At 71.5% G+C, this 13,340-nt stretch carries 11 protein-coding genes; 9 read left to right on the top strand and 2 right to left on the bottom strand.

Going from position 1 to position 13,340, the window contains the following annotated elements; genetic code table 11:
* Positions 1 to 82: 82 nt before the first annotated feature.
* The 7 genes from KVS71_RS06605 to KVS71_RS06575 all read left to right on the top strand — a co-directional run bounded on the left by KVS71_RS06605 (position 83) and on the right by KVS71_RS06575 (position 8,079).
* Positions 83 to 1,189, top strand: coding sequence for a Gfo/Idh/MocA family protein (locus KVS71_RS06605; RefSeq protein ID WP_083370901.1), 1,107 nt, complete (start codon positions 83 to 85; stop codon positions 1,187 to 1,189).
* Positions 1,186 to 2,706 carry a sugar ABC transporter ATP-binding protein gene (locus KVS71_RS06600; RefSeq protein WP_144882448.1) on the top strand — a complete coding sequence of 507 codons (1,521 nt, stop codon included), beginning with the start codon at positions 1,186 to 1,188 and terminating at the stop codon, positions 2,704 to 2,706. The genes KVS71_RS06605 and KVS71_RS06600 overlap by 4 nt, the downstream gene beginning before the upstream one ends.
* On the top strand, positions 2,703 to 3,839 hold the full coding sequence (locus KVS71_RS06595; RefSeq protein WP_105950231.1) for an ABC transporter permease: 1,137 nt from the start codon (positions 2,703 to 2,705) through the stop codon (positions 3,837 to 3,839). Before KVS71_RS06600 ends, KVS71_RS06595 begins: the two co-directional genes overlap by 4 nt.
* On the top strand, positions 3,836 to 4,885 hold the full coding sequence (locus tag KVS71_RS06590) for an ABC transporter permease (RefSeq protein WP_060923163.1): 1,050 nt from the start codon (positions 3,836 to 3,838) through the stop codon (positions 4,883 to 4,885). The genes KVS71_RS06595 and KVS71_RS06590 overlap by 4 nt, the downstream gene beginning before the upstream one ends.
* A gap of 2 nt (positions 4,886 to 4,887) precedes the next feature.
* Positions 4,888 to 6,096: a substrate-binding domain-containing protein gene (locus tag KVS71_RS06585; RefSeq protein ID WP_144882449.1), complete on the top strand. Its 1,209-nt coding sequence runs from the start codon at positions 4,888 to 4,890 to the stop codon at positions 6,094 to 6,096.
* 78 nt (positions 6,097 to 6,174) lie between these two features.
* On the top strand, positions 6,175 to 7,026 hold the full coding sequence (locus KVS71_RS06580) for a sugar phosphate isomerase/epimerase (protein WP_217584176.1): 852 nt from the start codon (positions 6,175 to 6,177) through the stop codon (positions 7,024 to 7,026).
* 45 nt (positions 7,027 to 7,071) lie between these two features.
* Positions 7,072 to 8,079 (top strand): sugar phosphate isomerase/epimerase, encoded by a 1,008-nt coding sequence (locus KVS71_RS06575; protein WP_217584175.1) that lies wholly within the window; start codon positions 7,072 to 7,074, stop codon positions 8,077 to 8,079.
* Between the two features lie 25 nt (positions 8,080 to 8,104).
* Here the strand turns inward: KVS71_RS06575 and KVS71_RS06570 are convergent, their stop codons facing one another.
* Positions 8,105 to 9,082, bottom strand: a complete 978-nt coding sequence (locus tag KVS71_RS06570) for an NYN domain-containing protein (protein WP_060923159.1) — start codon at positions 9,080 to 9,082, stop codon at positions 8,105 to 8,107.
* Positions 9,075 to 10,070, bottom strand: coding sequence for a Gfo/Idh/MocA family protein (locus KVS71_RS06565; RefSeq protein WP_217584174.1), 996 nt, complete (start codon positions 10,068 to 10,070; stop codon positions 9,075 to 9,077). The genes KVS71_RS06570 and KVS71_RS06565 overlap by 8 nt, the downstream gene beginning before the upstream one ends.
* Before the next feature lie 103 nt (positions 10,071 to 10,173).
* Here KVS71_RS06565 and KVS71_RS06560 point away from each other — a divergent pair, with 103 nt between their 5' ends.
* Both KVS71_RS06560 and KVS71_RS06555 read left to right on the top strand, forming a co-directional pair.
* Positions 10,174 to 11,568 (top strand): NtaA/DmoA family FMN-dependent monooxygenase, encoded by a 1,395-nt coding sequence (locus KVS71_RS06560; protein ID WP_217584173.1) that lies wholly within the window; start codon positions 10,174 to 10,176, stop codon positions 11,566 to 11,568.
* Positions 11,569 to 11,696: 128 nt separating this feature from the next.
* Positions 11,697 to 13,331: a TIGR04028 family ABC transporter substrate-binding protein gene (locus tag KVS71_RS06555; RefSeq protein ID WP_105950228.1), complete on the top strand. Its 1,635-nt coding sequence runs from the start codon at positions 11,697 to 11,699 to the stop codon at positions 13,329 to 13,331.
* Positions 13,332 to 13,340: the final 9 nt, after the last annotated feature.

Below are 13,340 nucleotides of genomic sequence, written 5' to 3'. Positions count from 1 at the left end.
GCTGTGCGACTTCGGATTCGTTACAAACAACTTTTGACGAAGGGCTAGCAAAAGTCCTCGTCGCTGTGTCAGACTCGCCGCCATGACAACGGATGTCACTGACACCGGTCTCGGGACGATCCGAACCGGGATCCTCGGCGGGGGCTTCATGGCCCGCGTGCACCGCACGGCCGCCCGAGACGCGGGCGGCGCCCTGCGCGCCGTCGCCACCCGTTCCGCGCAGGGCGCCAGGGAGGCCGCGCAGCTGCTCGGCGCCGCACGGGCCGACGACGTGGAGGCCCTGCTGGACGCCGACGACATCGACGTCGTCCACATCTGCACCCCCAATGCCACGCATGCCGACCTCGCTCTCCGCGCGCTGCGGGCGGGCAAGCATGTCGTGTGCGAGAAGCCGCTCGCGACGACCGCCGCCGATGCGGCCGCCCTCGCCGAGGCCGCCGCCGAGGCGGGGCTCGTCGCGGCCGTCCCCTTCGTGTACCGCTACCACCCCATGGTGCGCGAGGCCAGGGCGCGCATCGCCCGTGGTGAGGCCGGGGAGCTGCTCACGCTGGACTGCTCGTACCTGCAGGACTGGATGCTGCGGCCCACCGACGACGACTGGCGGGTGCGCTCCTCGTCCGGCGGCGCCTCCCGCGCCTTCGCCGACATCGGCTCGCATCTGTGCGACCTCCTCGAGTTCGTCACGGGCGACCGGATCCGCACCCTGAGCGCCCGTACCCGCCGCGTCTTCGCCGAGCGGGCAGGGCAAGCCGTCGACACGGAGGACATCGTCGCCGTGCTCGTCGAGACCTCGGCGGGGGCGCTCGGCACGCTGCTCATCTCGCAGATGGCGGCGGGCCGGAAGAACGCCCTCACCCTGGAGCTGCACGGGACGCGGCAGAGTCTGCGGTTCGAGCAGGAACGGCCGGAGGAGCTCTGGGTCGGCATGCGGGAGGAGTCGCGGCTGCTGCTGCGCGACCCCGTCGCGGCCGACCCGGAGTCCGCCCGGCTGCAGCGTGTCCCGGCCGGGCACGCCATGGGATATCAGGACGCCTTCAACGGCTTCGTCGCCGACGTCTACGCCGCGATCGCGGGTGACGTCCCCGACGGACTGCCGACGTTCGCCGACGGCCACCGCGCGGCGGTGCTGACCGAGGCCGTGCTCGATTCCGCCGCCCACGAGGGACGCTGGACGGAGGTGCCGGCATGACCGCGACGACGACGCAGCCCGTGCTGCAGGTGGCCGGGATCCGCAAGGCGTTCTTCGGCGTGGAGGTGCTGAAGGGCATCGACTTCGACGTGCGGCCGGGGGAGGTGCACGGCCTCGTCGGCGAGAACGGCGCGGGCAAGTCCACGCTCATGAAGATCATCGCGGGCGTGCAGCCGGCCGACGAGGGGACGATCACGTACCGGGGCGCGGAGGTACGCCACGCGCACCCGCGGCAGGCCATGGACGCCGGCATCGTCACGGTGTTCCAGGAGTTCACCCTGCTCCCGGAGCGGACGGTCGCGCAGAACGTCTACCTCGGCCGGGAGCCGCGGCGCGCGGGGCTCATCGACGTCCGGGCCATGAACGTGCGTACCGGGGAGCTGCTGAGCGACCTCGGCGTCTCCTTCATCGATCCGCAGTCCCGGGTGGGCTCGCTGACGGTGGCCGAGCAGCAGATCGTCGAGATCGTGAAGGCGCTGTCGTTCGACGCGCAGGTGATCTCGATGGACGAGCCGACCGCCGCCCTCAGCGACCGCGAGGTGGAGCTGCTGTACGCGATCATCCGCCGGCTCACGTCGCGAGGGGTCGCCGTCATCTACGTCTCGCACCGGCTGAAGGAGATCTTCGACCTCTGCGACCGGATCACGATCCTCAAGGACGGCGCCCTCGTCTCCACGGACGAGACCGCGGCGCTGACCACCGACGAGCTCGTGCGCCGGATGGTCGGGCGGTCGATCCAGTCGTACTTCCCCGACCCGGTGGCCGGCACCGCGGTCGGCGCGCCCCGACTCGAGCTCGACGGCTGCGGGAACGCCTACGTGGACGGGGTGTCGCTGACGCTCCGTGCGGGGGAGATCGTCGGGGTGGCCGGGCTCCAGGGGTCGGGGCGCACCGAGCTGGTGGAGGGCGTGTTCGGCATCCAGGCCTTCACCCGCGGCGCCGTGCGGATCGACGGGAAGCCGGTGCGGATCGGCGGCCCACGCGCGGCTGTGCGCGCCGGACTCGCCCTCGTCTCCGAGGACCGCAAGGCGCAGGGGCTCGCGCTGGGGCAGTCGATCCTCGACAACGCCCTGCTCGTGGTGCGGAACGTGTTCGCGGGACGCACCGCGGCGTCGCGCCGGGAGGTGCCGGGGGTGCTCCGCACGCTGGAGGTGTCCTCGCGCGGCCTCGATCAGGAGGTGCGCTTCCTGTCCGGCGGCAACCAGCAGAAGGTGGTGCTGGCGAAATGGCTGCTCACCCAGCCGCAGATCGTGCTCTTCGACGAGCCGACGCGGGGCATCGACGTGGGCGCCAAGTACGCCGTCTACCAGCTCATGCGCGAGCTGGCGGCACAGGGGAAGGCCGTGCTCATGGTCTCGAGCGAGCTGCCGGAGGTCATCGGCATGAGCGACCGCATCCTCGTCATGCACGACGGCGAACTCGTCGCCGAGCTGCCGGCCGGTGCGGCCGAGCACGAGATCCTCGCGGCGGCCACCGGCGCCGACCGCGGTCCTTCGACGAACGGGGGTGCGCGATGAGCCGCCGCTCCGGAGCCCGTCTCCGCATCGACTCGACCGTGATCGTGCTCGGCATCCTGCTGCTCGCGCTCGTCGTCGGCGCGATCCTCGTCGCCACGGTCGGTCGCAACTTCCTCAGCCCGGGGAACATCCGCGACATCCTGACCGGGATGAGCGTGCTCGGCCTCGTGGCCATCGGGCAGACGCTCGTGGTGCTCGGCGCCTCGCTCGACCTGTCGGTCACCTACGTCATCAGCCTGTCGAGCCTGCTCGCGGCGACGATGATGGCCGGGAGCGCCGGCAACATCCCGCTCGCGGTGATCGTGACGCTCCTCGTGTGCGCAGGGATCGGGCTCGTGAACGGGCTCATCGTGACGGTGCTCAAGGTCAACGGCTTCATCGCGACGCTCGGCGTCGGGCTGATCCTCCAGGGCATCCTCAACACGAACTTCGAAGGTTCGGCAGGCGAGGTCCCGTGGGCGTTCCAGCTCATCGGCGCGACCGGGGTCGGACCGATCCCGGTGTCCACGCTCATCATGATCGCGCTCGCTGTGCTGGTCTGGGTGCTGCTCAACCGCACCCGCACCGGCGCCCATCTCTACGCCGTCGGCGGCGACCCCGAGATCGCGCGGCTCAGCGGCGTGCGCACCCGCCTCCCGCTGATCTGGGCGCACGTGCTGTGCTCCGTGTTCGCGGGCCTCGCCGGACTCCTGCTCGCCAGCCGTCTCGGCGTGGGCAGCCCGACGGTCGGGCAGCAGGGCGGCTACGCGCTGCTCTCCATCGCCGCGGTCGTGCTCGGCGGCACCCTGCTCCTCGGCGGGCGCGGCTCGATCTGGGGCACCATCGGCGGCGTCGCCATCCTCGCCGTCGTCGACAACGTCATGAGCGTGCTGCAGGTGAACCCCTTCCTCAAGGACGTGGTGCGCGGCATCGTCATCGTCGCCGCGGTCGCCGTCTACAGTCGGCGTGCCATCGTGCGGCGCCGTCCTCGCTTCGGCGCCGGCGGCACGCGCACCGGGGGAGATGATGCCGCGAAGGCGGCCGAAGCCGACATGGCGGTCGCGGCCGCCGAGCTCGCCGACCCGACCACCGAGGTCGCCGCCGTCGACAGCGCCGCGGATACCGCCTCCGTGCGGGAAGGAGGGCGCTCATGAACGCGCTGCGCACGCTCGTCAGCCCCCGCGGGGCGGTCTTCCTGCTGCTCGTGATCCTGCTCGTCGCGGTCGCCGTGCTCAACCCGAGCTTCGCCGAGCCCGGGCAGTTCATGCGGTACCTGCAGCGCGTCGCCCCCATCGCGATCGTCGCGATCGGGCAGTACTTCGTGATCATCGCGGGGGAGTTCGACCTCTCCCAGGGGTCGCTCATCACGGCGCAGGTCATCATCGCCGGCAACCTCGTCGGCCAGGACGACGCGCGCACCCTCCCTGTCCTGCTGCTCATGATCGTGTTCGGCGTCGTGGTGGGGCTCGTGAACGGCGTCCTCACGACGCTGCTCAAGGTGCCGTCGTTCATCGTGACGCTGGGCATGATGCTCGCCCTGCTCGGCGGCGTGATGTGGTGGACGGGCGGCGCGGCCACGGGGAACCCGGCCGACAGCTTCCGGGAGATCGGTCGCGGCGGGATCCGCGACCTCCCCGTGCTGGAGTTCCTGCCCTGGGCCGTGCTGCTGCTCGCCGCCTGGCTCGCCCTCGGCATCGTCATCACCAAGCGCCCGCTGGGCAAGACCCTCATCGCGATCGGCGACAACGCCCGCGCGGTGGACTACGCCGGTGCCCGCCGGGCCTGGGTCACGACCCGCGCGTTCGTGCTCTCCTCCCTCTCGGCCACTCTCTCCGCCGTCCTGCTCGTCGGGTACGCGGGGGTGCACCCGTCCGTCGGCCGCGGCTACGAGTTCACCGCGATCACCGCGGTGGTGCTCGGCGGCGTCGTGCTCGGCGGAGGCCGAGGGTGGATCGTGGGCGCCGTGGCCGGAGCCTTCGCGCTGGAGGCGCTGTTCCTGCTCCTGAACATCGCGGGCGTCCCCTCCACGCTCCGCGACGCCGTGCAGGGCGTCATCATCATCGCGGCCGTCGCCTATGCGGGGGTCGCCTTCCGAGCCCGCCGCCGGCGCGGTCCCCAGCCGACGGACGTCCCGACCGCGGGGACCGAAAACCCCCAGAACCGCACCACCGCATCAAGCCCTACAACCAGAGGAGATTAGCAATGCGACGATCGATGAAGATCGCCACCGCAGGGGTGGCCCTCTTCGGCCTCATCGCGCTCGCCGGGTGCACGACCGACCCGTCCGTGGCGCCGGCGGAGTCGGAGAACCCCGAGGAGTCGGCCGAGACCACCGAGTGGTTCGACCAGGAGCTCTTCGACAAGCAGGACGAGGAGCGCGGCATCGACCCCCAGGGCCCCGCCGACCAGCCCTACCTGCAGCACATCAACGCCGAGATGGTCGACACGTCGGAGTTTGCCAGCACCGGCGCCAAGAAGGCCTGCTTCGCGAACGCCTCGATCTCGAACCCGTGGCGGCAGACGGGCTGGATCACGATGAACGAGCAGCTGAAGGTGCTGCAGGAGTCGGGCGCGATCAGTGAGATGGAGACCCGCGACGCGCAGGACTCCGACGACACCCAGATCGCCGACATCGACTACTTCATCTCCGAGGGGAACTGCGACGTCTTCCTCATCTCGCCGAACAGCACGGCGGCGATGACCCCCGCGGTCGAGCGGGCGTGCGAGACGGGCAAGCCGGTGGTCGTGTTCGACCGCGGCGTGAACACCGACTGCCCTGTCACGTTCATCCACCCGATCGGCGGCTTCGCCTGGGGCATCGACACCGCGGAGTTCCTCATCGACAACCTGGAAGAGGGCGACAAGGTCGTGGCTCTCCGGATCCTCCCCGGCGTCGACGTGCTGGAGCACCGCTGGGCCGGAGCCGAGAAGCTGTTCGAGGAGGCCGGGATCGAGGCCGTCGACCACTTCACCGGTGCCGACCCCGCCGAGATCAAGAGCATCATCAGCGACGAGCTCGCCAAGGGCGACGTGCAGGGCATCTGGATGGACGCCGGTGACGGAGCCGTCGCCGCCATCGAGGCCTTCGAGGACGCCGGAGCCGACTACCCGGTGATGACCGGCGAGGACGAGATGAGCTTCCTGCGGAAGTGGAAGGACACGGGCCTCACCGGCCTCGCTCCGGTGTACTCGAACTTCCAGTGGCGCACCCCGCTGCTCGCGGCGCAGATGATCTTCGCGGGTGAAGAGGTGCCGAAGGAGTGGGTGCTCCCGCAGAAGCCGATCACCGAGGCCGAGCTGGACGACTACCTCGCGGCGAACGAGGGGATGCCCGACGGCCACTACGCCAAGTTCGGCGGCGAGGACCTCCCCGGTTACCCGACGGTCTGGCAGGAGCGTCAGATCCCGTAACCCCGTGTGCTCCCGCCCTTCCGCTCGGCCCGCGCCGAGTGGGAGGGTGGGAGCACCCGCACGATCACAAGGACAACGATGCCCCGCACGATCGCCGTCAACACCTGGGTCTGGACGTCTCCGCTGACGGACGACACCCTGGAGCCGCTCGCCCGCACGGCAGCGCGGATGGGCTATGACGCCCTGGAGCTGCCGCTGGAGAGCGTCGGCGACTGGGACCCGCTGCGGGCCCGCGCCGTGCTGGACGGCCTCGGCATGGGCGCGGTCGTGGTCGGCGCGATGGGTCCCGGCCGCTCGCTGCTCGCACGCGCCGGAGACGTCGCCGCGACGCAGGACTACCTCCGCGCGTGCCTGGACGCCGCGGCCGTGCTCGGGGCCTCGGTCGTCGCCGGACCGTTCTACGCGCCGACCGGCGTCACCTGGCGCATGGACGAGACGGAGCGGGCGGAGGTCGTCGGCGAGCTCCGGGAGAACCTCGCTCCGCTCGCCAGGGAGGCCGCGGCGATCGGCGTGACGCTGGCCGTCGAGCCGCTCAACCGCTACGAGACCAGCGTGCTGAACACCGTGGCGCAGAGTCTGGACGCGCTGGCGCCGCTGCTCGGTGCCGGGGTGGGGCTGGCCCTCGACACCTACCACCTCAACATCGAGGAGAAGCGGCCGGCCGATGCGGTCCGCGCGGCCGGCGCCGCCATCGCGCACGTGCAGGTGTGCGGCAGCGACCGCGGTGCCGTGGGCGACGACCACACCGACTGGCCGGAGATGCTCCGCGCGCTCGACGACGCCGGCTACCGCGGCGCCCTAGGACTGGAGAGCTTCACGGGGGAGAACGCGACGATCGCCGTCGCCGCCTCCGTCTGGAGACCGCTCGCCGCGAGCCAGGACGACCTCGCCGCCCGCAGCATCGCCCACCTGCGCGCCCTCGGTGCCTGAACCCCCGTCCGCGACACGAAGCCCCCGCGATACGAAGGAGTATCCATGAGCAGTCACCCGGTCACCCTGTTCACCGGCCAGTGGGCCGACCTCCCGTTCGAGGAGGTGGCCCGCCTCGCGGCGGAGTGGGGCTACGACGGGCTGGAGATCGCCGCGTCCGGCGACCACCTCGACCTCCGTCGGGCGGACGAGGACGACGCCTACGTCGCGTCCCGCCGCGAGATCCTCGACCGGCACGGGCTGCAGGTGTTCGCGATCTCCAACCACCTGGCCGGGCAGGCGGTGTGCGACGACCCGATCGACTTCCGGCACCAGGGCATCCTGCGCCCGTACGTCTGGGGCGAAGGCGAGGCCGAGGGTGTACGGCAGCGGGCCGCGGAGGACATGAAGCGGGCGGCAAGGGTGGCCGGGAAGCTCGGCGTCGACACCGTCGTCGGCTTCACCGGGTCGTCGATCTGGCCCTATGTCGCGATGTTCCCGCCGGTGCCGGAGGCGGTGATCGCCCAGGGCTTCCAGGATTTCGCTGACCGGTGGAATCCGATCCTCGACGTGTTCGACGGGGAGGGCGTGCGCTTCGCCCACGAGGTCCACCCGGGGGAGATCGCGTACGACTACTGGTCGAGCGTCCGCACCCTCGACGCGATCGACCACCGCGACGCGTTCGGCTTCAACTGGGACCCCTCGCACATGATGTGGCAGAACATCGACCCCGTCGGCTTCATCGTCGACTTCGCCGACCGGATCTACCACGTCGACTGCAAGGACACCCGTCTGCGCCCGCGGAACGGGCGGGCCGGGGTGCTCGGCTCGCACCTGCCGTGGGGCGACCCCCGGCGCGGCTGGGACTTCGTCTCCACCGGCCACGGCGACGTGCCGTGGGAGGACGCCTTCCGTGCGCTGGACGCGGTCGGCTACGACGGACCGATCTCGATCGAGTGGGAGGACGCCGGTATGGACCGCCTGCACGGAGCCCCTGAGGCTCTGGCTTTCGTGCGCTCCCTGCTGTGGCCGCAGCCCGAAGCCGCCTTCGACGCCGCGTTCCGCCATCAGTGACGGCAGGGCGGACGACCGGCCGTGCTCAGGGCTCCCGCAGGCGGACCAGGCGCTCGTGCCCGGTCTCCTCGAGCTCGGCGATGTCGTCGCGCGACTTGAGGAAGTCGGAGAACGACCGGTAGCCGAGGGCCTTCTCGCTGAAGGACGGGTCCATGCGGCGCATGTGCGTCTTGACCGCGGAGCTGTGCAGCCATTCGTCGGCGTCCGCCTTGTCGTGGCCCAGACGCAGCGCCCGCTCCAGGAGGCGTGTGGCCTCGCCCTGGTCGTCGATCTTCTCCTCGACCTTGGGCTCCTCGGCGGTGGGCTTGCTCTTGGCCTTCGTGCGCGACTTCGACGCCGTCTTGGGCTTCGGGGCACCCGTGTCCGCGGTGGCCGGGGCGGACGGCTCCGCCGGAACCTCGACCGCGGGGGCGGCGGCCGGTGCCGCCTTCGTCGGACGCGCCACGCCGGGGAGCGAGTCGTACGACTCGAACTCGTCGCACGCGGCCGCGAGGGATTTCGCCGTGGACCCGGCCACGCCCACCCCGATCACGTACCGGCCGAGGCGCTTGCAGCGCTGGGCGAGCGGCACATAGTCGCTGTCGCCCGCCACGATGACGACGTGGGTCAGGTCCGGCAGGCGGAACATGTCCTCGACTGCGTCGACCGCCAGCCGGATGTCCGCGCCGTTCTTCGCGTACGCCGCGGCGGGGAAGAGCTGCACGAGGTCCACCGCGCGCGCCACGAGCTGCGAGCGGTACTCGGCGTTGACCGGCGACGACCAGTCCGCATACGCCCTCGTCAGCACGAGCGTGCCGAAGGACGCCGCGTAGTCGATGATGGCGCCGACCTCGATCATCGCCCGGTTCAGCCGCTCGGCGACCTCGGGGTCGTTCGGGTGCTCCGTGATGCGCTGGCGATCCTTGCCGTAGGAGTTGCGGCCGTGGACGCGGTCGTACCAGGAGATGACGATGTTGTCGAAGTCCAGGTACACCGCCACACGGGCGTCGGTCGTCTCAGCCACGGTCGTCCTCCTCACCGGGGTACCGGACGCCGATCTGCGCACGGATCTCGTCGAGGGCCCCCATGATGGCGACGCTCTCCGCGATGGGGAGGATGTCGCCCTCGAGGAGACCGTCGCGGACCAGACGCTCGGCCGCGAGCGCCTGGAACTGCATGCCGCGGCCCTCGACCTCCGAGACGTACTCCTCCTGCACGGTGCCGTCCGGCCGCACGACGCGGAAGGAGGTGGGGGTGTACCAGACCCGATCGATGTCGATGCGGGCCTCGGTGCCGACGATGCTCGCGGCGTTGGGGCCGGCACCGCGCGAGGAGGAGAGACTCGTGGAGACCGCCCCGCTCTCGTGGATCATGACGGTGGCGACCTCGGAATCGGCCCCGGTCTCGACCAGACGCCCCACGGCGCGGATGGTGGTCGGTGCCCCGAGGATGTCCCAGATGAAGGAGATCGGGTAGATGCCGAGGTCGAGCAGCGCGCCGCCGCCGAGCTCGAGCGCATTCAGACGGTGTGCGGGGTCGGTGGGCAGCTGCTGCGTGTGGTCGGCGCTCACGGCGCGGATCTCCCCCAGGGCGCCGTCGGCGAGGAGCTCGCGGATGCGGACCATGTGCGGCAGGTAGCGCGTCCACATCGCCTCCATCACGAGCAGCCCGCGCTCGGCGGCGAGCCGCTGGAGGTCTTCGGCCTGGGCGCGGTTGAGGGTGAACGCCTTCTCCACGAGCACGTGCTTGCCGTGCTCCAGGGCGAGCCGGGCGTTCTCGTGGTGCATCGGGTGCGGCGTGGAGACGTAGACGATGTCGACGTCGGGATCGGAGACCAGCGCCTCGTACGACGGATGCGCGTGCGCGATGTCGAAGCGTGCGGCGAAGGCGTCGGCCGACTCCTGCGAGCGCGAGCCCACCGCGACGAGGTCGAGGCCGGCCGTGCGCAGATCGGATGCGAAGGCGCCGGCGATGCCGCCGGTCGCGAGGATTCCCCAACGAAGTCCAGTCATCCTCTCAGCGTAGAGGGTGGCGCATGTGACCGTCTGTGACGTCCGGTGACCTCCGGCATCGCCGTCGTGGCCGGGGCCGCCGTCGCGCTCCTACCGTGTCGGCATGACGGAACCCCTCGTGATCGGCGCCATGGTGCGCACCCTCGGCGCCTACCCCTCCGGATGGCGGTATCCCGGCGCCCACCGTGACCCCGCAGGCGACGCCGACATCCTCCGCCGTATCGCGCGGGCGGGGGAGGACGCCGGCCTGGACTACCTCTTCTTCGGCGACTGGCTCGCGACCGGGCCCGACCTGGAGTTCCGCGATCCGTACCTCCTGGCCCGTATCGACCCGCTGAGCGCGGTGCTGTTCCTCGCCGGGGTGACCTCGCGGATCGGGCTCATCGCGACGGTGAACACCACCTATGCCGACCCCTACGCCACGGCGCGGGCGCTGGCATCGCTCGACGTCCTCACGCACGGGCGCGCCGGGATCAACCTCGTGACCGGCGCGGAGCCGCGGGCCGCCGGCAACCCCGGTCGGGACGCGCACGCCGACACCGAGACGCGCTACGACCGTGCGGAGGAGTTCGTCGTCGCCCTGCGCCGACTCTGGGACTCCTGGGCCGAGGACGCCTGGATCGCCGACGCCGAGCGCGGTGTGCTCATCGACCCCCGGGGGCTGCGCGCCGCCGACGTCCAGGGTGCACACGTGCGGGTCGCCGGCCCGCTCAACGTCGCCCGCCCGCCGCAGGGGCGCATCCCGATCGTGCACGCGGGGACCTCGCCGCGGTCGCGGGCGCTCGCGGCGACCGCCGCCGACCTCGCCCTGATCGCCGCCCCCACCCTCGCCGACGCCGTGGCCACGCGGCGTCTGCTGCGGGAGATCGCGGCGGAGGCGGGCCGTCCCGCGGAGGAGCTGAAGGTCATCGCCCCGGTGCTCCCCGTCGTCGCGGAGTCCGACGCAGCCGCCCACCGGATCGTCCGGCGGCTGCTGGAACTCGTCCCGCTCGCGGAGGGCGGGCAGCGGGAGCGCGTCGGGTTCCCGGCGAACCGCACGGTGGAGGCTCTGGCCGACGCGCTGGAGGTGGCCGCCGACGACCCGCTGCGGGCCGCAGCCTTCGACACCCCGGTGACGGTCGCCGAGGCCGCACGCCTGGGGGAGCGGGGCGCCGCGCTCGTCGAACGGCTCGCGGGGATCGCCGGACTCCGGGTCGGGACGCCGGACGCCCCGACCTGGCGGCATCTCGTCGCCGCGCACGCCGTCCCTGCGGCCTTCGTCGTCGGCGACGCCGGCACGATCGCCGACCACTTCGCGCACTGGCGCGACGAGGGCGCCGCCGACGGCTTCAACGTCCTCTCGGCGTTCCAGCCCGGGCAGTTCGAGGCCTTCACCCGCCTCGCAGCCCCCGAGCTCCGTCGTCGCGGTCTCCTCCGCGCCCCGGACGAGACCGGCCAGGGGTCCCGCGCGGAGACGCTGCGCGACCGCCTCCGTGTGACGTCGCGTGTCGGCGCGTGACCACGCGTGTCGTCTCGCGACACCCGGAGTCCGCGGCCTCGCCGCTGCACCCCGCCGCTTCCTACCGTGAACACCACTCGCACCCCTTCCGCACACACCCTGCCTTCCGAACTCGAGGAGCCCTCCGCATGAACCGCCGCCTCATCCGCACCGCCGCCGTCGCGGTCCCGCTCGTCCTGATCGGCAGCCTCGCCGCCTGCGCCACCTCGCCCGCGCCGGGGAACACCCCGGCCGCGGCGGGAGACCCCGTCACCGGCGGCACGCTCACCTACCTCGAGCACCAGGCCTACACGAACCTGTATCCGCCGCAGGCCGGCTTCTACCCGAACGGCGGCATCGTCAACAACATCGCCGCCCGGCTCACCTGGCAGAACCCGGAGACGCTCGAGATCGAGCCGTGGATCGCCGCGGAGTGGACCGTGAACGACGACGCCACGGAGTACACCTTCGACCTCAACCCGGACGTGACGTTCTCGGACGGCACGCCCGTGGACGCCGCTGCCGTGGCGAAGAATTTCGACACCTACGGGCTGGGCGACGCCGAGCGCGGGCTCACCGTCTCCGAGGCCATCAACAACTACGCCGGCAGCGAGGTGGTGGACGAGGACACCGTGACGTTCCGCTTCAGCGCGCCGTCGCCCGGCTTCCTGCAGGCGACGTCGACCATCAACTCGGGACTGCTGTCCCCGGAGACCCTGGACGGCACGATCGAGGACTTCGGCGCGGGCAATGCGGAGGAGATCATCGGCTCCGGGCCCTTCACCGTCACCGACGAGAAGCTCGGTACCGAGTACACCCTCACCGCCCGCGACGACTACGCCTGGGGCCCGGACAGCGCCGAGAACGACGGTCGGCCCTACCTCGACGCGGTGCACGTGCTGGTCACGCCCGAGGACTCCGTGCGCATCGGGTCGCTGCTCGCGGGCCAGGCCGACTATGTCCGCTACGTGCAGGCGTTCGACGAGGACCGCGTCGAGGGCGCCGGATTCACGCTGTACGCCCCGCAGACCCGCGGCGTGAACAACTCGATCGCCCTCCGCCCGGAGAACCCGCTGCTGTCCGACATCCGCGTGCGCCAGGCGATCATCGCCGCGGTCGACGCGCAGGAGGTCGTCGACACCCTGTTCACCGAGAACTACCCGGTGGCCACGTCGGTGCTGTCCTCCCAGGCCGCGGGATACAAGGACGAGTCCGCGCACTACGCCCACGATCCGGAGAAAGCGGAGGCGCTGCTCGACGAGGCCGGCTGGGAGCCCGGCGCCGACGGCATCAGGGAGAAGGACGGCGAGCGGCTGTCGATCACGGTCTACGAGGCCAAGCCGCAGCCCCTGTCGAAGCAGACCCTGGAGCTCGTGGCGCAGCAGCTCGCGGCGGTCGGGGTGGAGCTCACCGTCAAGCCCGGCGACGCGGGCAGCTACGCGGAGGACACCCGTGATCCGCTGAAGACGGGGTTCTACCACTCGATGGTCGGCCGTGCGGACCTCGACGTGATCAAGAGCCAGTACTTCACGAAGAACCGCGACGTGCTCATCTCCCAGGACGCGACGCTGGACGAGCTGCTGCTCGCCGTGGCCTCCGAGCCGGACGCCGAGAAGCGGGTGGCCGCCTCGCAGGCCGTGCAGGACTACATCGCGGAGCAGGCGTACGTGATCCCGCTCTTCGAGGAGCCGCAGGTCTACGGTGCGGCCACCTATGTGCACGGCGTCGCCTTCGAGTCGGTCGGCCGCCCCACGTTCTCCGGCGTGTGGCTCGCGGAGCACTGAGGACCACGG

This window comes from Microbacterium sp. GbtcB4 (genome assembly GCF_019091465.1).
Taxonomy (GTDB): domain Bacteria; phylum Actinomycetota; class Actinomycetes; order Actinomycetales; family Microbacteriaceae; genus Microbacterium; species Microbacterium paraoxydans.
This window is presented reverse-complemented; position numbering and strand designations above follow the sequence as displayed.